15 protein-coding genes are annotated in these 16517 nt (G+C 72.3%); 10 read left to right on the forward strand and 5 right to left on the reverse strand.

The window, feature by feature from the left end; genetic code table 11:
• Positions 1 to 63: 63 nt before the first annotated feature.
• Positions 64 to 1473, reverse strand: coding sequence for an FAD-dependent oxidoreductase (locus ACGFH8_RS16565; RefSeq protein WP_393367762.1), 1410 nt, complete (start codon positions 1471 to 1473; stop codon positions 64 to 66).
• A 320-nt stretch (positions 1474 to 1793) separates the two neighbouring features.
• On the reverse strand, positions 1794 to 2966 hold the full coding sequence (locus tag ACGFH8_RS16570; protein ID WP_393367763.1) for an acyl-CoA dehydrogenase family protein: 1173 nt from the start codon (positions 2964 to 2966) through the stop codon (positions 1794 to 1796).
• Positions 2967 to 3119: 153 nt separating this feature from the next.
• Here ACGFH8_RS16570 and ACGFH8_RS16575 point away from each other — a divergent pair, with 153 nt between their 5' ends.
• From ACGFH8_RS16575 to ACGFH8_RS16585, 3 genes are all read left to right on the forward strand, one after another.
• Entirely contained in the window at positions 3120 to 3776 is a 657-nt protein-coding gene (locus ACGFH8_RS16575; RefSeq protein ID WP_393367765.1) for a TetR/AcrR family transcriptional regulator C-terminal domain-containing protein, read from the forward strand.
• A gap of 81 nt (positions 3777 to 3857) precedes the next feature.
• Positions 3858 to 5321, forward strand: a complete 1464-nt coding sequence (locus ACGFH8_RS16580; RefSeq protein WP_393367767.1) for an aldehyde dehydrogenase family protein — start codon at positions 3858 to 3860, stop codon at positions 5319 to 5321.
• Positions 5318 to 6445 (forward strand): alcohol dehydrogenase catalytic domain-containing protein, encoded by a 1128-nt coding sequence (locus tag ACGFH8_RS16585; protein WP_393367769.1) that lies wholly within the window; start codon positions 5318 to 5320, stop codon positions 6443 to 6445. Before ACGFH8_RS16580 ends, ACGFH8_RS16585 begins: the two co-directional genes overlap by 4 nt.
• 39 nt (positions 6446 to 6484) lie before the next feature.
• Here the strand turns inward: ACGFH8_RS16585 and ACGFH8_RS16590 are convergent, their stop codons facing one another.
• Together ACGFH8_RS16590 and ACGFH8_RS16595 are read right to left on the reverse strand one after the other, a co-directional pair.
• Positions 6485 to 7222, reverse strand: a complete 738-nt coding sequence (locus tag ACGFH8_RS16590) for a phosphotransferase family protein (protein ID WP_393367770.1) — start codon at positions 7220 to 7222, stop codon at positions 6485 to 6487.
• Positions 7223 to 7346: 124 nt separating this feature from the next.
• On the reverse strand, positions 7347 to 7634 hold the full coding sequence (locus ACGFH8_RS16595; protein WP_393367772.1) for a hypothetical protein: 288 nt from the start codon (positions 7632 to 7634) through the stop codon (positions 7347 to 7349).
• Positions 7635 to 7776: 142 nt separating this feature from the next.
• Between ACGFH8_RS16595 and ACGFH8_RS16600 the strand changes: the two genes are divergently transcribed.
• The 7 genes from ACGFH8_RS16600 (at position 7777) to ACGFH8_RS16630 (ending at position 14578) form a co-directional block, all read left to right on the forward strand.
• Complete coding sequence (locus tag ACGFH8_RS16600) at positions 7777 to 8142, forward strand: PadR family transcriptional regulator (protein WP_393367774.1); 366 nt, start codon at positions 7777 to 7779, stop codon at positions 8140 to 8142.
• Positions 8139 to 9515, forward strand: a complete 1377-nt coding sequence (locus ACGFH8_RS16605) for a permease prefix domain 1-containing protein (RefSeq protein ID WP_393367775.1) — start codon at positions 8139 to 8141, stop codon at positions 9513 to 9515. The genes ACGFH8_RS16600 and ACGFH8_RS16605 overlap by 4 nt, the downstream gene beginning before the upstream one ends.
• A gap of 173 nt (positions 9516 to 9688) precedes the next feature.
• On the forward strand, positions 9689 to 10219 hold the full coding sequence (locus ACGFH8_RS16610; RefSeq protein ID WP_393367776.1) for a TetR/AcrR family transcriptional regulator: 531 nt from the start codon (positions 9689 to 9691) through the stop codon (positions 10217 to 10219).
• Positions 10212 to 11486: an FAD-dependent oxidoreductase gene (locus tag ACGFH8_RS16615; RefSeq protein WP_393367778.1), complete on the forward strand. Its 1275-nt coding sequence runs from the start codon at positions 10212 to 10214 to the stop codon at positions 11484 to 11486. Before ACGFH8_RS16610 ends, ACGFH8_RS16615 begins: the two co-directional genes overlap by 8 nt.
• Before the next feature lie 149 nt (positions 11487 to 11635).
• Positions 11636 to 12307, forward strand: coding sequence for a transcriptional regulator (locus ACGFH8_RS16620; RefSeq protein WP_393367779.1), 672 nt, complete (start codon positions 11636 to 11638; stop codon positions 12305 to 12307).
• Between the two features lie 82 nt (positions 12308 to 12389).
• Positions 12390 to 13958, forward strand: coding sequence for an MFS transporter (locus tag ACGFH8_RS16625; protein WP_393367781.1), 1569 nt, complete (start codon positions 12390 to 12392; stop codon positions 13956 to 13958).
• An 11-nt stretch (positions 13959 to 13969) separates the two neighbouring features.
• The gene (locus ACGFH8_RS16630; RefSeq protein WP_393367783.1) at positions 13970 to 14578 is read left to right on the forward strand and encodes a TetR/AcrR family transcriptional regulator; all 609 of its coding nucleotides are present in this window, start codon (positions 13970 to 13972) and stop codon (positions 14576 to 14578) included.
• Positions 14579 to 14590: 12 nt separating this feature from the next.
• On the opposite strand, the gene ACGFH8_RS16635 is transcribed toward ACGFH8_RS16630, so the two are convergent.
• Positions 14591 to 16504, reverse strand: coding sequence for a helix-turn-helix domain-containing protein (locus ACGFH8_RS16635; RefSeq protein WP_393367785.1), 1914 nt, complete (start codon positions 16502 to 16504; stop codon positions 14591 to 14593).
• Positions 16505 to 16517: the final 13 nt, after the last annotated feature.

A 16517-nucleotide genomic window follows, 5' to 3' on the forward strand; every position in this document is an offset into this window, starting at 1 on the left:
GGCCCTGTGTCCCGATGCCGGAGCCCCTGCCGTAGCCCTGGCCGACGGTGACCGACGCCGGTGTTACCGAGAGGACGAGACCGCCAATTCCTCGACCCGGTCCGCCGGCTCCTCGACACGCGTCGTCGGCACCGGACGGACCAGCTGAGGCGTGCCGGGCCGGCCGGAGAGGAGCACCCGCGCCACGATCCCCGGCGCGAAGAGCCCCGGCGGCGGCGTCATCAGGTTCGCGACGCTCAGGAAGCGCTGTCCGACGGCGGGGTGCCGCGCGGCGGCGACGTGCAGCCGCGTGACGTACCCGTTGAGGAAGCGGGTCCGGCGGCTGCGCGGCCCAACGACCGTGGGGTGGCGCAGGTCCGCGCCGACGGCCATGTCCCACGGCACGTCCACCACCTTCGCCGCCCCGGCGAAGAAACGGCGGGGCAGGTTTCGCCGGCCCTGCCGCAGGCAGTCACGCAGCACCATGGCCTCCACCGCGGCGACCGTCATGCCCTGCCCGTACGCCGGGTTGAAGCTGCACATCGCGTCGGCCACCGCGATGAAGCCCTCCGGCAGGCGGGTGAGGTGCTCGTAGCGACGGCGCACGCTGGTGGGCAGCCGCATCCGCTTGGGCGGGCCGAGCGGCTCCGCCCGGCTCAGCAGCGCGTGCAGCTCCGAGGCGGGCAGTCGCCCGGCGAAGGCGAGATAACCCTCACCGTCGGTGGGCGGGGCCTGCTCCGGGCCGATGCCCAGCAGGGTGACCATCCACCGGTCGCCCTCCGCCGCGATGGCCACCCCGCCGTACGGTGCGGCCGGCGACGGGCTGCTGATGAACGCGGACCAGTTGGTGTCGCCCGGGACACGGCGGTAGTCGCGGGAGACGTACACGGTCCGCGGGTCCACGCGGTCCTCGACGGGCGGTTGGTAGCCCAGTTCGGTGAGCCAGGTGGGGCCGCGGTTGCCGCGACCGGTCGCGTCGACGACCAGGTCGGCGTCGTGGTGCTCCTCCGCGCCACCCCGGGGCAGGATGCGCGCGCCGGTGACCGTGCCGTCGTCGGCCAGCAGCCCCAACGCCTCACACCGGTCGCGGATCTCCACGTTGGGCAGTGCCCGGACCCGGTCCCGGACGTACGCCTCCAGGGCGCGCCGGCTGACGCAGAGCCCCTCCAGCCCCGAGGCGACCCGGGGGATGCGGTGGCCGTCGTTGACCCAGAGGCAGTCCCGCTGGATGTCGATGGCGGCGGCCCCCTGGGCAACGAGGTCGGCGGTCAGGCCGGGGAAGAGCTCGTCGAGGACCTGGCGTCCCCGGGCGAGCAGGCCGTGCGAGTGTCCGCTCTGCGGCACGCCCCTGCGGTCGGCGGCCTCGGTCGGCAGCTCGTCGCGATCAAAGACGGTCACCTTCGCGTACGACTCGCTGAGCACCCGTGCGGCGAGCAGGCCGCCGATGCTGCCGCCGAGGACGATTGCCGGCCCGGTCTCATTGGTGGTGGACACGGTTGACTCCGTTCATCAATTGGATGTCAACAGTGAGCGGCATGGCACCACCGCCGCGAAAGCGAATTAGCGGACGGCTAGCTGACAGTCGATGTCCCGCCGGCCGTACCGCCATTTCCGAACGGCCCACGAATGGATTTCTGTCAGGTGAAAACCCTGATCAGGGCACGTGTCGCGGTCTCACCGACCGCAGGGTGACCGACGTCTCAGTCGTTTACCGGTCACGATTCCCCATCGGTCGGAGCGCCGAAAGGACGACCGGTAGACCTGGCCGATCAGGTGTTGCGGCCGGCGGGAAAGGTGATGGGCCGGGGGCCGATTCACGCCAGGTGGCCGCCGATCTTGGTGTACCCGCGCAGCAGGTCCCGCGAGATGATCAGTCGCTGCATCTCGTCGGTGCCCTCGAAGATCCGGTAGAGCCGGACCTGCCGGTACCAGCGCTCGATGGGCAGCTCACGGGTGTAGCCCATGCCGCCGTGGATCTGCAGCACCCGGTCGACCACCCGGTTGACCATGCCGGCGCCGTAGAGCTTGCCCATCGACGACGCGTGCCGGGGATCCAGGCCCTGATCGACGGTCCACGCCGAGCGCAGCACCAGCCACCGGGCCGCCTCCAGCTCGGTCTCCGAGTCGGCGATCATCCATTGGATGGCCTGGTTGGTGCCGATCTTCGCGCCGAAGGTCTCCCGGGTGTTGGCGTAGTCGATGGCCATCTGCAGGACCCGCTCGGCGATGCCGATGGCGTGCGACGGGATGGTGTAGCGGCCCTTGCCGATCCACTCCATGCCCAGCGTGAAGCCCTGCCCGATCTCGCCGAGGATGTTGCGGTGCGGCACGCGGACGCCGTCGAAGATGAGCGACGCGGGCCCGCCCTCGCCCATCGTCTGGATGAACTCCGAGCGCCAACCCATCGTCCGGTCCACCAGGAAGGCGGTGGCCCCACCGTTGCGGGCGCCCTTCTCCCGGTCGGTGACCGCGACCACGATGGCGAAGTCCGCGTCGTGGCCGCCGGTGATGAAGGTCTTCTCGCCGTCCAGGACCCAGTCGTCGCCGTCGCGGCGCGCGGAGAGCCGGATGTTCGCGGCGTCCGAGCCGGCCCCCGGCTCGGTGATGGCGAAGCAGGAGCGCCGCTCGCCCTCGATGGTCGGGACGAGGAACTCCCGCTTCTGCTCCTCGGTGGCGTGGAACAGGATGTTGTCGGCCTCGCCGCCGAAGCGGAACGGCACGAACGTGCGGCCCAGTTCCGTCCAGATCAACGACTGGAGTACGGCCGGCAGGTTCATTCCGCCGTACTCCTCGGGGGTGGCCAGGCCCCAGAAGCCGAACTTGCGGGCCTTGAGTTGCAGCTCGCGCACCTCGGAGTGGTCCAGACCCGGTTGGTGCGCCCGCTCCCGGCGGAGCACCTCGGCTTCCAGGGGCATCACCTCGCGGCTGATGAACGACCGGACGGTGTCCCGCACCGCCCGCTCCTCGTCGGTAAGCGAAAAATCCACTGTGGTCCTCCTGGCGTCGGAGCTGCCGGTCACCCTTAAACTAGCGGTGTAAGTTTTCATTCGTCCAGACCCCTGCCCGCCCGTGGTCCCCGATAGGGTGCGTGAACAGGCGGTTCCCACGGGGAGGGACGCCGCACACCGAGGAGGTCCGACGTGCCCCGACCTCTACGGCCGCTGCTCACCCGCGACCGGATCGTCGAGACGGCGCTCGCGCTCATCGACGCCGACGGGCTCGGCGCGCTCTCCACCCGCCGACTCGCCGCCGCCCTGGGAGTGCAGGGCCCCTCGCTCTACAACCACTTCGCCACCAAGGACGAGATCCTCGACGCGGTCGCCGACACGGTCACCGGCGCCGTCGACACCAGCGGCTTCGCCAGCCGGGACTGGGCCGCCGCGCTGCGCGACTGGGCCTGGTCGTACCGGCGGGCGCTCACCGCGCACCCGAACATCGTGCCGTACCTGGCGCAGGGGCCGGGCCGTCGACCGGCCGCGCTGACCATGGCCGACGCCGTCTACGGCGGTCTGGTACGCGCCGGCTGGCCGCCCGCCCGCGCCACCCACATCGGGGCCGCCCTGCGGTACTTCGTGGCCGGGTCGGCGCTCGGCTCGTTCGCCCGGGGCTTCGTCGAGGACCCGGAGCTGTACGCCGCGCACTACCCGCACCTGCGGCAGGCGCACCGGCTCGCCGAGCACCAGCAGAGCGTGGACGAGGGCGCCTTCGCCCTCGGCCTGGACGCGCTGCTGCACGGTCTGGCCGCCGAGTACGCCCGCAGCGTCGCCACGGTGGAGTCCGGGCGACCCAACGGGTAGCGTCCAAACTCCCAGCGCTAGTTTCATCGCCCGTCGCGACCCCGTCGCCATCGCCCGTCGACCACCCCCCGAAGGGACGCCATGGACCTCGCCGCCCCGCCGTCGCAGCTACCCGACACCCTGCGCCTCCGGCGTCACCTGCACATCGGCGGCGAGTGGACCTCTCCCGCCGGCACCGACGTGCTCGACGTGCTCGACGTGGAGAATCCGAGCACCGGTGAGCCGGTCGGGCAGGTTCCCGCCGGCACCCCGGCCGACGTGGATCGCGCCGTCGCCGCGGCCCGTGCCGCCTTCCCCGGCTGGGCGGCCACCGCTCCCGCCGAGCGTTCCGCCCACCTCGACCGGCTGCACACCGCGCTCGCCGCCCGCGTCGACGACCTCGCCCGCACCATCGCCGTGGAGCTGGGCTCGCCGCTCCGGTTCGCCACCCGGGTCCAGGTCGGGCTGCCGTTGACAGTGCTGCGTGACCACGTCGCGCTCGCCGCCCGACCACCCGTCGAGGAGAGCATCGGCAACTCACTCGTCGTCCGCGAGCCGATCGGCGTGGTCGGCGCGATCACCCCGTGGAACTATCCGCTGCACCAGGTGCTGGCGAAGCTGGCGCCCGCGCTGGCCGCCGGCTGCACTGTGGTGCTCAAGCCCAGCGAGCTGACCCCGTTGACCGCGTACCTGCTGTTCGACGCGGTCACCGAGGCCGGCTTGCCGCCGGGGGTGCTCAACCTGGTCCCCGGCACCGGGCCGGCGGTCGGCGAGGCACTGGCCGGGCACCCCGACGTCGACCTGGTCTCGTTCACCGGCTCCACCGCCACCGGCGCCCGGATCATGCGGGTCGCCGCCGACCGGATCGCCCGGGTGGCGCTGGAGTTGGGCGGCAAGTCCGCGAACGTGATCCTGCGCGACGCCGACCTGGCCGGCGCGGTGAAGGTGGGCGTCGGCAACGCCCTGCTCAACTCCGGGCAGACCTGCACCGCGTGGACCCGGATGCTCGTGCACCGCGACCGGTACGCCGAAGCACTCGACCTGGTCGCCACGGCGGTGGCCGGCTACCGGCTCGGCGATCCGTTCGATCCGGCCACGCGGCTCGGCCCGCTGGTCTCCGCCGCCCAGGTCGAGCGGGTACGCGGCCACGTCGACCGAGCCCTCGCCGACGGCGCCCGGCTGGTCGCCGGCGGCCCGGACGCCCCGGTGCCGGCCCGGGGGCACTTCGTCGCCCCGACCGTCTTCGCCGACGTGCACCCCGACAGCGCGCTCGCCCAGGAGGAGGTCTTCGGCCCGGTCCTCGCCGTCCTCCCGTTCGACGACACCGACGAGGCGGTCGCCATCGCCAACAACTCGCGCTACGGGCTGGCCGGTGCGGTCTGGTCGGCCGACACCGAGGCCGCGCTCGCGGTGGCCCGGCGGCTGCGCACCGGCGCGGTCGACATCAACGGCGCCCCGTTCAATCCGCTCGCCCCGTTCGGCGGCTACAAGCAGTCCGGCCTGGGCCGGGAGCTGGGCGTGCACGGGCTCGCCGAGTTCTGCGAGCTGAAGGCGATCCAGCGATGAGCGCCCCCGAGCGGTCCCCGGCCGTGCCGGGCGGCGGCGAGCCGGTCACCGTCCGCGCGCTCGTCGCGCGCGGTGCCGGTGCCGAGCTGCGCATCGAGCGGGTACGCCTGCCCGCGCCCGGACCCGGCGAGGTGCGGGTGACGATCCGAGCCGCCGGCGTCTGCCACTCCGACCTGTCCATGGTGAACGGCACCATCGCCGCGAGGTTCCCGCTGGTGCTCGGGCACGAGGCGACCGGCGTGATCGCCGAGGTCGGGCCCGGCAGCGGCCTGCGGGTCGGCACCCCGGTGGTGCTCAACTGGGCGCCGGCCTGTCGGGCCTGCTGGTGGTGCCGCAACGGCGAGCCGTGGCTCTGCGCCGACACCACGGCCCCGACGGTGCCGCGCGGCGAGACCGACGACGGCCAACCGCTGCACCTGACCCTCGGCCTCGGCGCGCTCGCCGAAGCGGTGGTGGTGCCCGAGAACGCCGTCATCCCGATCCCCGCCGGCCTGCCTCCGGAGCGGGCCGCGCTGCTCGGCTGCGCGGTGCTCACCGGTGTCGGCGCGGTCCACAACACGGCCCGGGTCGCGCCCGGTGAGTCGGTCGCGGTGATCGGGCTCGGCGGGGTCGGGCTCGCCGTGCTCAGCGCCGCCCGCCGGGCCGGCGCCACGACGATCCTCGCGGTCGACGTCGCCGAGGCCAAACGGGACCTGGCGCTCGCCGCCGGCGCGACCGACTTCCTGCTCTCCGACGACCGGCTCTCCAAGGAGGTACGGGCGCGCACCGAGGGTCGGGGCGTCGATCACGCCTTCGAGTGCGTCGGCCGCGCCGCCACCATCCGCGCTGCCTGGCGGCTGACCCGGCGCGGGGGAGTGGTGACGGTGGTCGGCATGGGCGCCAAGGACGACATGGTCAGCCTCGGCGCGCTGGACATCTTCCACTCCGCCCGCACCCTGCGCTCCTCGGTGTACGGCTCGTCCGACCCGGAGCGGGAGGTGCCGGTGCTGGCCGCCGGGCTGGCCGACGGTGCGCTGGATCTGCGTGTGCTGGTCAGCGGCACGTTCCCGCTCGACGAGGCGCCCACGGCGTTCGCCCGGCTGGCACGCGGCGAGGGTGCCCGCTGGGTGGTCACACTGGACTGAGGCGGGTGGGTCGGCCGCGGCAGCTCAGCCTGACGCGTGTCACATCCGCGCCCGCAGCACGTCGACCTCGCAGCCTGGCGACGAGGGGTCGAAACCGTGTTCGACAAGCCAACGGATGCCCAGCAGGCTGCGCATCGACCACCACGCCCGGATCACGTCGACGTCGACGTCGGCACCGTAGCCGGCCAGGACGTCGCCGAGGTGCTCCTCGTGCCCGAGCGTCAACGTGGCGAGGTCGAAGAGGGCGTCGCCGGCGCCGGCCTCGGACCAGTCGAGCACGCCGGTGATCTCGTCACCGTCGACGAACACGTGGGCGATCTGCAGGTCACCGTGCGCGAAGACCGGGGTCCACGGGCGGAGCGCCGCCTCGGCGACGTGTCGGTTGCGGGTGACCAGGTCGGTGGGAAGAACGCGGTTGCTGACGAGCCACTCGCACTCGGCGTCGAGCCGCGCGGCCAACTCGTCGAGGCTGCGGCCCGGCCAGGGCGGCAGCGGCGCGTCGTGCAGCGTGCGCACGGCGGCGCCGGACGCGGCCCACGCCGCCGGCGACGCGGTCGACGGCTCGCCGAGGCGACCGAGCGCCGCACCGGGCAGGGCGGCGAGCGCGAGCACGGGCGGCCGGTGCCAGAGGACGTCGGGGGTGGGGACCGGCGCCAGCGCCATCGCCTCGACCTCGACGTCGGTACGCCCCGGGTCAGCGTCGATCTTCAGGAAGACGTCGCCGACGCGCAGGGTCGCGCGTTCCTGATGGGCGACGACGACTTTGACCTCCGGCACAGCGCCATTGTCGCGTCCGACCCATCGACAGCCCCAGCGGTTTTTCGGGGCGACAGAACCTGGGTGGTCAGGCGCCCCGGGCCGACCCCGGACGGGGGACAACCCTGGGCGCCCGAGCGACAGGTCAGAAGGGTGGTGCGTCCTCGCCCATCAGCGCCAGGACGACGCCGCCCTTGCCGCTCTTGAGGCCCTGGACCACGACTTTGCCGGTGCTGCCGTCGGGCAGCTCCAGGGTGAAGGTCTTTCCGATCGCGTTCTTGGGGCCGTTGCCGGCGCTGTTGGCGGGTCGGAAGTCGCCTGCCCACGGCGGAGTTCCGCCCTTGCGGGCGGGCTCGGCGAAGAGCGCGGCGGTCCCGGGAGTGCGGGTGCCGTCTGCGGAGAGGAGCACTGAGGCGCTGCGAAAGGTAGCCATATGCGCCAAGGCTAACCCGGACCGCGCCCGTTCGGGGCACCGCAGCCGCCGGTGCCGGCGATTCGGACACCACCCGTTACCGCCGACGCGATACCTAGCAGTACGATGCATCGTACTTCTAGGGTTAGGGGTGGGAGGCTTCATGAAGGTCGCCAAGGATCTGGTCGCCGCCTCGGCGACACCGATGGTGCTCGGCATCCTGGCCGAGGGTGACAGCTACGGCTACGCCATCCTCCGACGGATCAACGAGCTGTCCGGGGGTGAGCTGGACTGGACCGAGGGGCTGCTCTACCCGTTGCTGCACCGGCTCGAGCGCCTCGCCTATCTCGAGTCGAGCTGGCAGGCGGTCGCCGGTGAGCGCAGGCGCAAGTACTACCGCATCACCGACCGGGGTCTGGCCGAGCTGGCCGAGCAGCGCCGGCAGTGGGACACGGTCGTGGGCGCGCTCAAGGAGATCTGGCACGACCGCGCTCCGCTGACGGCGCACCCGCTGGGGGGCCTCGCATGACGACACACGACGGGCCGGAGGAGCTGGAAGCGCAGTTCGCGCAGTGGCGTCAGTACGTGCTGCGCCGCAGGGAGCTGCACGCGGTGGACGCCGACGAGCTGGAAGACCACCTTCGCGGCTCCGTGGACGAGCTCATCACCGCTGGCCTGAGCCCGGACGAGGCGTTCCTGGTCGCGGTGAAACGGATGGGCAGCCTCGACGACCTCTCCCGCGAGTTCGCCCGGGAGCATTCGGACCGTTTGTGGAAGCAGTTGGTGCTGACCGGCGACTCCGACAGCCCGGTCGCCGGCACGCGCTCCCGCCGCACCCTGTGGGTCATGCTCGGCTGCGCGGCGGGCGCGGTGGTGTCCGTCAAGGCGCCCGCGCTGTTCGGGCTGAGCTTCGACGACGACGGCTCGTTCTACGCCCGGAACGCCACCCTGTTCGCGCTGCCCTGGCTGGCGGCGTTCCTGGCCTGGCGCCGGCAGGCCCGACCGGCGGTGATCGCGGTGCTGGTGGCGCTGTTCGCCCTCGGCGCCGTGGCGGCCAACGCCTACTCGGTGGCGGACGACTCGCAGTCCGTGGTCGTCACCGGCGTCCACCTGCCCATCGCCCTCTGGCTCGTGGTCGGTCTGGCCTACGTCGCCGACGACTGGCGCTCGTCTCGTCGACGCATGGACTTCATCCGCTTCACCGGCGAGTGGTTCATCTACTTCGTGCTGATGGCCCTCGGGGGCGGCGTGCTCGCGGCGTTCCTGTTCAACACCTTCGCGGCCATCGGAATCGTCCCGGAGGTGTTCGTCTCGCAGTGGCTCCTGCCCAGCGGCGCCGCGGCCGCGGTCGTGGTGGCCGGGTGGCTGGTCGAGGCCAAGCAGAGCGTCGTCGAGAACATCGCGCCGGTGCTGACCCGGCTGTTCACGCCGCTCTTCACGGCCGCCCTGCTCGCCTTCCTCGTCGCCGTGGTCTGGACCAGCCACGGCATCGACGTCGAGCGCGAGGCGCTGATCCTGTTCGACCTGTTGCTGGTCGTGGTGCTGGGGCTGCTGCTCTACTCCCTCTCGGCCCGTGATCCGCTGGCCCCGGCCGGTCCGTTCGACAAACTCCAACTCGCGCTCGTGGTCAGTGCGTTGGCCATCGACGTGCTGGTGCTGCTGGAGATCACCGGGCGCATCACCGACGAGTACGGCAGCACACCCAACCGGGCGGCCGCGCTCGGCGAGAACGTGATCCTGCTGGTCAACCTCGCGTGGTCGGCGTGGCTCCTGCTGACCTTCATCCGTCGGCGTACGCCGTTCGCCACGCTCGAACGGTGGCAGACCGGCTACCTGCCGGTGTACGCGGCGTGGGCCTGGATCGTGGTCCTCGTCTTCCCGCCGTTGTTCAACTACGCCTAGTCGCGCTCGACTTTGTACGCCGGTCCGACCCGGGCACCGTCCGACCCGGTTCGGACGGTGCCCACCAACCATGTGGTTGACACGTGGTGACACAGATGCTGAACTATCAACCAACCACTTGGTTGGGGATGGGCTGAGGGATGACTGAACAGCTCGACCGCCGGCAGGCCCTGGTGCACGCGGCCTTCTCGGCGATCGCCGAGAGCGGCTTCGAGGGGTTCCGGCTGCGACCGATCGCCGCTGCGGCGGGCATTGACCACTCCACCCTGCACCACTACTTCCGGACCAAGGCCGATCTGATCGCCGCGGTGCTCGAGCACGTGACAAGCCAATTCGAGGCGACGATGCACAACGATCTGGAACCCGCCGCCCGGTTGCGGCGCCACCTCAGCGAGATCGCCGCGGCCGTCGCGGAACGACCCGAGTTGTTCGTCGTGCTCGATGAACTCGATCTCCGCGCGCGACGTGACGGGTCCACCGGGGCCGACATCGAGCGCGACGAACAGGGTTGGCGCGACGCGCTGGCGGCGATCTTCACCGAAGGCATCGAGCACCAGGTCTGGTCGGTGAACCTCGACGTCGCTGCCAGCGTCGAGCTGGTGATCGCCACCGTCAAGGGCATTCGCCTGCGTCCGGAGAAGGCCGAGTCGGTTGTCAACCAACTGTGCGACCTCCTCTCACCAGAAAGGCTCACGCATGACTGACGTACTCATCGTCGGCGGTGGCATCGGCGGCCTCGCGCTCGCCCAGGGTCTACGCAAACACGGCATCACCGTCGCGGTGTACGAGCGGGACCGGCGCCGCGACGACCGGGCGGACCGCTACCGGCTCGCGATCAACCCGGCGGGCAGCCGGTCGCTGCGCGCCTGCCTGCCCGACCGACAGTGGCAGGCGTTCACCGACACCACGGGCCGCCCCGGCGGCGGTTTCGGTTTCCTGGGCACGGACCTGCGCACGCTGGTCCTCGTCGAGGACGCGCTCATGTATCCCGAGGATCCCGACCCCGCGGAACGGGCCTACCCGGTCGACCGTCAGACGCTGCGCGGCGTTCTCCTCGACGGACTCGACGACACCGTCCACTACGACAAGACATTCGACAGCTACGAGCTCGCCGCGGACGGTCGCCCCACCGCGCACTTCGCCGACGGGACGTCCGTCACCTGCGACGTCCTGGTGGGCGCCGACGGGATCAACTCCCGGGTACGCGCGCAGTACCTGCCGGCCGCCACCCAGCGGGACACCGGTGCGGTGGGCGTCGGGCTCAAGTTGCCGCTGGACGACGACACCCGAGCCTGGTTGCCCGTCCGGCTGGCCCACGGCATGAACCTCGTCCTGACCGGTGCGCCGCACTTCCTGTTCACCTCCGTGTTCGAACGCCAGCAGCCGGTGGGGGACGACTACCTGCTGTGCGCGTTCGTCGCGAGTACCGAACTGTTCCCCTCACGTCCGGAGCGCCTCGACGGCACACAGTTGAAGGCCTACATCGCCGGGCTGATCACGGACTGGCACCCCGCGCTCCGCCACCTGATCGCCGCGTGCCCACCGGAGGACGTGAGCGCGTTCCCGTTCCAGGCGTCCGACCGTCCCGCGCCCTGGGCGCCCGCACGGGTCACCGTGCTCGGCGACGCCGTGCACGGCATGCCGCCGGCCGGCGGTAACGGCGCCAACACCGCACTGCGCGACGCCGCCCTGCTCACCCGCCAGTTGTCGCTGGCCGGCACCGGCCACCTGCCGCTGCTGGACGCGATCGGCGAGTACGAGACCGAGATGCGCGAGTACGGCTTCCAAGCCGTCGACCTGGCTCTGCGGACCCTCCAGCAGGGCATGATGAGCAACCCGGTGAACGTGGGCTTGACCCGGGGCTGGTTCAGCCTCTGCGACGTCGTGGCACCGCTGCGCCGGATGACCTTCGGCCCGAGCTGGGCCAGGATCAGCGCTCCCCGCCACTGGGAGCGGGCCGCCGCCGTCTGACCAGCCGATCCCGCTCGGCAGCCGGGGCAGCGCCGTCGCGGAGGCCACCGGCCGGCGACCCGCCGTCGGTAAATCCCGCGCCGGCGCATCCACCGCGCCCCGTTTCAGCGAACCCCCGGGTAGGGAACGTCTATCCGGGGGTACGTCTGGTGCTGACCGAGCCGATGCCGGCGGAGACCGTGGAGATCGCGCACAAGCAGGTCTCGCTGGCTGCCGAGGACCTGGACGGCAACGCCGTCGCCACGCTGATGCTGGAGTTGGCCGAGGCCTGGGGCGTGCCGGCGCTCTGGGAGCAGGTCTGTCGTCCGTTGCTGGCCCGGCTGCCGGGGCGTACCGCCGCCGAGGTCGCCGTCGAGCACGCTCTCTGCGAGGGCGTCCGGGTCGGGTTGGACGTGTACCGCCGGGAGCCGGGCCGGTCGCTGCCCACCGGCGGGGTGCTGGTGGCCGGCGCCGAGCAGGAGGCGCACTGCCTCGGTCTGCACGCGCTCGCCGCCGCGCTGCGCGAGCAGGGTCGTGGCTGTCTGCATCTCGGTCCCGCGCTGCCCTGGCCGGCGCTGACCCGTGCGGTGTACCGGGCCAGCCCGCACACAGTGGTGCTCTGGTCGCAGACGCCGGTCACCGGCCGCGCGTACCGTCTGGTGCGTTTTGCCCGGGACTTCCCCCGCCTGCGGGTGTACGGCGCGGGGCCGGGTTGGATCGAGCCACTCACCGCGCCGGCGCGGCGTCTCGACTCGCTGCCGAGCGCCGTCACCGCCTGTCTGGCCGCCGCTCCCGGGCGTGACGCCCACCACATACGATACGGATCGGTGCCGTATCGTTAATGCGCGCCGTAGGCTGACTCGCGTTACGAGTCTGACCCGTATCGTATTGCGGCGCGGGAAAAGCGTGGGGGGAAAACCAGGCATGGAGCTGCACAACAACACCGGCCACCCGAGGAGGTGGGCGATCCTGGGGGTGCTGGTGATCAGCCTCCTCGTGGTCGTTCTCGACAACACGATCCTGAACGTCGCCCTGCGCACCCTGGCCGACCCGGTGCACGGCCTCGGCGCCAGCCAGGGCGAGCTGGAGTGGTCCATCAACTCCTACACGCTCGTCTTCGCCGGCCTGCTGTTCACCTTCGGGGTGCTCGGCGACCGTGCCGGCCGCAAGCGCTTCCTGATGATCGGTCTGGTGCTGTTCGGCCTGGCGTCGCTGCTGTCCGCGTACGCCCAGAGCCCCGGACAGCTCATCGCGGCCCGCGCCCTGATGGGGGTCGGCGGCGCGGCCATCATGCCGGTGACGCTCTCGATCATCTCCAACGTCTTCGACCCGCGCGAGCGCGGTCGGGCCATCGGTGTCTGGGCCGGCGCCGTCGGTCTCGCCGTGGCCATCGGCCCGATCCTCGGCGGCGCGCTGCTGGAGCACTTCTGGTGGGGCTCGGTCTTCCTGATCAACGTGCCGGTGGTCGTCGCCGGCGTGGTGCTGGTGGGACTGCTGGTCCCGGAGTCGCGTGACCCGCGACCGGGCCGGATCGACGTGCTCGGCGTCCTGCTCTCCGTGGTCGGCCTGGTCGCCCTCTCCTACGGCATCATCGACGGCGGCGAGCACGGCTTCGACCGCCCGCTGGCCTGGGGTTCGATCCTGGTCGGCATCGCGGTGCTCGCCTGGTTCGTGCAGCACGAGCGGCGCAGCGACCACCCGTCGCTGGACGTCCGGCTGTTCCGGGTGCCCCGCTTCGCCGCGCCGGTCGCGATCGTCGGCCTGGTGTTCTTCGCCGCCATGGGCTCGATGTTCTTCGGCTCGTTCTACCTGCAACTCGTGCGCGACTACAGCCCGCTGCAGACCGGTCTGCTCTTCCTGCCCTTCGCCGGCGCCCAGCTGATCTTCGCGCCGCGCAGCGCCGCGATGGTCCGCCGCTACGGCGGCAAGGCCGTCGCCACCGTCGGGCTGGCGCTGACCGTGGTGTCACTCGGCGCCTTCGTCTTCATCGGCGCCTCCACCCCGATCTGGATCGTGCTGCTCGTCTTCCTCATCCAGGGCGCCGGAATGGCGAACATCATGCCGCCCGCCACCGAGTCGATCATGTCGGCGCTGCCCCGGGAGAAGGCCGGCGTCGGCTCCGCGGTCAGCAACACCATCCGCCAGGTGGCCGGCGCGCTCGGCGTGGCCGTCCTCGGCTCGGTGCTCTCCGCGGTCTACCGCAGCGACATCGGCGACGCGCTGACCGGCCTGCCTCCGCAGGCCCGCGACGCGGCCAACGAGTCGATCTCCGGCGCGTACGCGGCGGCGGGCCAGCTCGGCCCGGCGGCGCCGACGCTGATCTCGGCGGCCAACGACGCCTTCGTCACCGCCATGCACTGGGCGGCCGGGCTCTCCGCGGTGATCGCCGCACTCGGGATCATCGTGGTGCTGCGCTGGATGCCGGGTCGGGAGGAAACCAGCGTCGCCCCGGCGGCCCCGGTCGCCGAGCCCGAGTTGGCCGGTACGGCGTAGGTGCGGGAAGAATGTCGGACATGACGTCCACCGCCGATGCTCCGCGGTCGCCTGGGCGACCGCGGAGCATCCGCGCCGACGAGGCGATCATCGAGGCCACCCTCGACCTGCTCGCCGAGGGCAGCACCATCGAGGCGCTCTCGATCGAGGCGATCGCCGCCCGCGCCGGGGTCGGCAAGGCCACCATCTACCGCCGCTGGGCGGGCAAGGACGCCCTGCTGCTGGACGCGCTCCGTCGGCTCAAGGGCGTCCTGGCCCAGCCGACCGGACACTCCGTCCGCGAGGACCTGGTGCTGCTTGTCGGCGCGATCGGCAAGAACGTCGACCCGCGCGCGGCGAAGATCATGCCCTGCCTGGCGCCCGCCGTGAACCGCAGTGCGGACCAGTTCCAGCTCTACCAGAACATCATCTCGCCCCGCCGGCAGCTGATGCGCGAGGTGCTGCGGCGCGGCATCGACGAGGGAGTGCTCCGGGCCGACATCGACGTCGAGGTGACGATGGCGCTGCTCACCGGGCCGATGCTGATCCAACGGGTGCTGCAGTGGAATCCGGAGCTGGACGAGCAGACCCTGCCCGAGCGGGTCGTCGACGCCGTGCTGGAGGGCATCCAGGTCCGCTGAACGTGACGCGGCTCAGCCGGCGCGCAGCCGGTGCAGACGCAGCGCGAGCTGCACCTCCAACGCCCGCTCGGGCCGCTGCCAGTCCGCGCCGAGCAGTTGCCCGACCCGCTCCAACCGCTGGGTCACCGTGTTCACGTGCACGTGCAACTGCTCGGCGGCGCGGGCCAGACTGCCACCCACCCCGAAGTACGCCTCCAACGTCCGCACCAGAGCCGTGCCCCGCCGGGCGTCGTAGTCGACCACCGGCCCGACCGTGGTGCGGAGGAACTGGGCCACGTCCGTCTCGCCCCGGTCACCGACGGCGCCCAGCAGCAGCCCGACGAAGCCCAGCTCGGCGGTGCTCGCCCCCTGGCCGGCCCGGCCCAACGCGCCCAGCGCCGTCAGGCAGCGGTCCGCCTCGTGGAACGTCCCGGCAAGCGCCGCCGGCCCGTTCGACGGGCCGCTCGCCCCGGCGGTCACCGGACGGCCGGTCACCCGGGACAGGTCCCGGGCGACCGCACGGGCACTGCCGCCCGCGTCCAGCCCCGGCAGCATGAGCACCACCCGACCGTCGCGCGCCGCGGCGAGCCCGCCGCGCGCCGAGGCGTACGTGGTGGCCCAGGAGAGCACCCGCTGCCGGGCCGAACCGGTCGCGGCGATCGCGTCATCGCCCACCGCCACCAGCACGTGCGGTGCGTCCAGGTCCACCCCGAGCCGTCGGGCCCGGCCGCGCAACGCGTCGGTGTCGCGCAGCGGACGGGCGATCAGGTCGTCCAGCAACTCGCCCCGGACCCGCCCCTCCGCCTCGGCGACCGTCCGGCGGAACAGCAGCAGCAGCGCGGTCACCAGCGCGGCCCGTTCCAGGATGCGCTGGTCGGCGTCGACCAACTCGTCGTCCGGACGCAGCACCAGCGCGCCCAGATTCTCCGCGCCCGCCACCACCGCCGCGTACCAGAGCGGACCCCGGCGTACGCTGCGCCCCTCGGTCCGCGACGCGGCCACCGCCTCGACGATGTCCGCGCGGTCCGGCTCCTCGATCTCACCCACCCGGGCCAGCCGGCGACCCTCGGCGTCCAACGCCAGCAGCGCCCCACCCAGCACCTCGGTCACCGCCGCCGCCACGTCCTCCACGCCGCCGCCGCGCAGCACCAGCGCCGTCATCCGGTCGTGTGCCGCGGCGGCCCGCTCCACCGAGCTGCTGTGCGCCCGGATGGTGGTGTTCGCCGCCGACAACTCGGCCAACGCCGAACGGGTCTCGGTCAACAGTCGGGCGGTGTCGATCGCCACCGCGGCGTGCGCGGCGAGCGACACCAGCAGCGCCACCTCCTCCCGGACGAACGGCCGGGCCGAACGGTTGGCCGCGTAGAGCACGCCGATCGAGGTGGAACCGAGCCGCAGCGGCACCCCGAGGATCGCCACCAGGCCCTCCTCGCCGACCCCGGCGTCGATCTCACCGGTGTGGTGGAAGCGCGCGTCCTCCCCGTAGTTGGCGGTCACGTACGGCGCGCCGGACTGGGCCACCAGACCGCCCAGGCCGGCGCCCATCGGCAGCCGCAGCCGCTGGAAGCGGGCCGAGACCGACCCGTCGGTCACCCGCATGTAGGTGTCGCCGCGCTCGTCGTCGTTGAGCGTCATGTAGGCCACGTCCGCGCCGAGGAGGTTGCGGGCCCGGTGCGCGATCGCCCGCAACACGTCGTCCAGGTCGCGCAGCCCGGCCAGGTCGCTGACCGTGTCGTACAGGCCGGACAGCTCGGTCTCCCGGCGGCGGCGACGCTCCAACAGCGCGCGGACCCGCAACGCCACCGACCTGGCCTGCTCCAGCTCGGCCAGCCGCTCCGGCGGCAGCCCCGCGGCCCGCGCGGCCACCAGCGGTCCCTCGAACTCGACCGCCGCGGCCTCACGGGCGAGCAGCTCCAGGAACTCCACCGGCGATGACATGGTCGACATTGTGCTCAGCCCC

Origin of the sequence: Micromonospora sp. NPDC049175, assembly GCF_043197345.1 — a bacterium.
In the GTDB taxonomy this organism is placed as follows: Bacteria; Actinomycetota; Actinomycetes; order Mycobacteriales; family Micromonosporaceae; genus Micromonospora.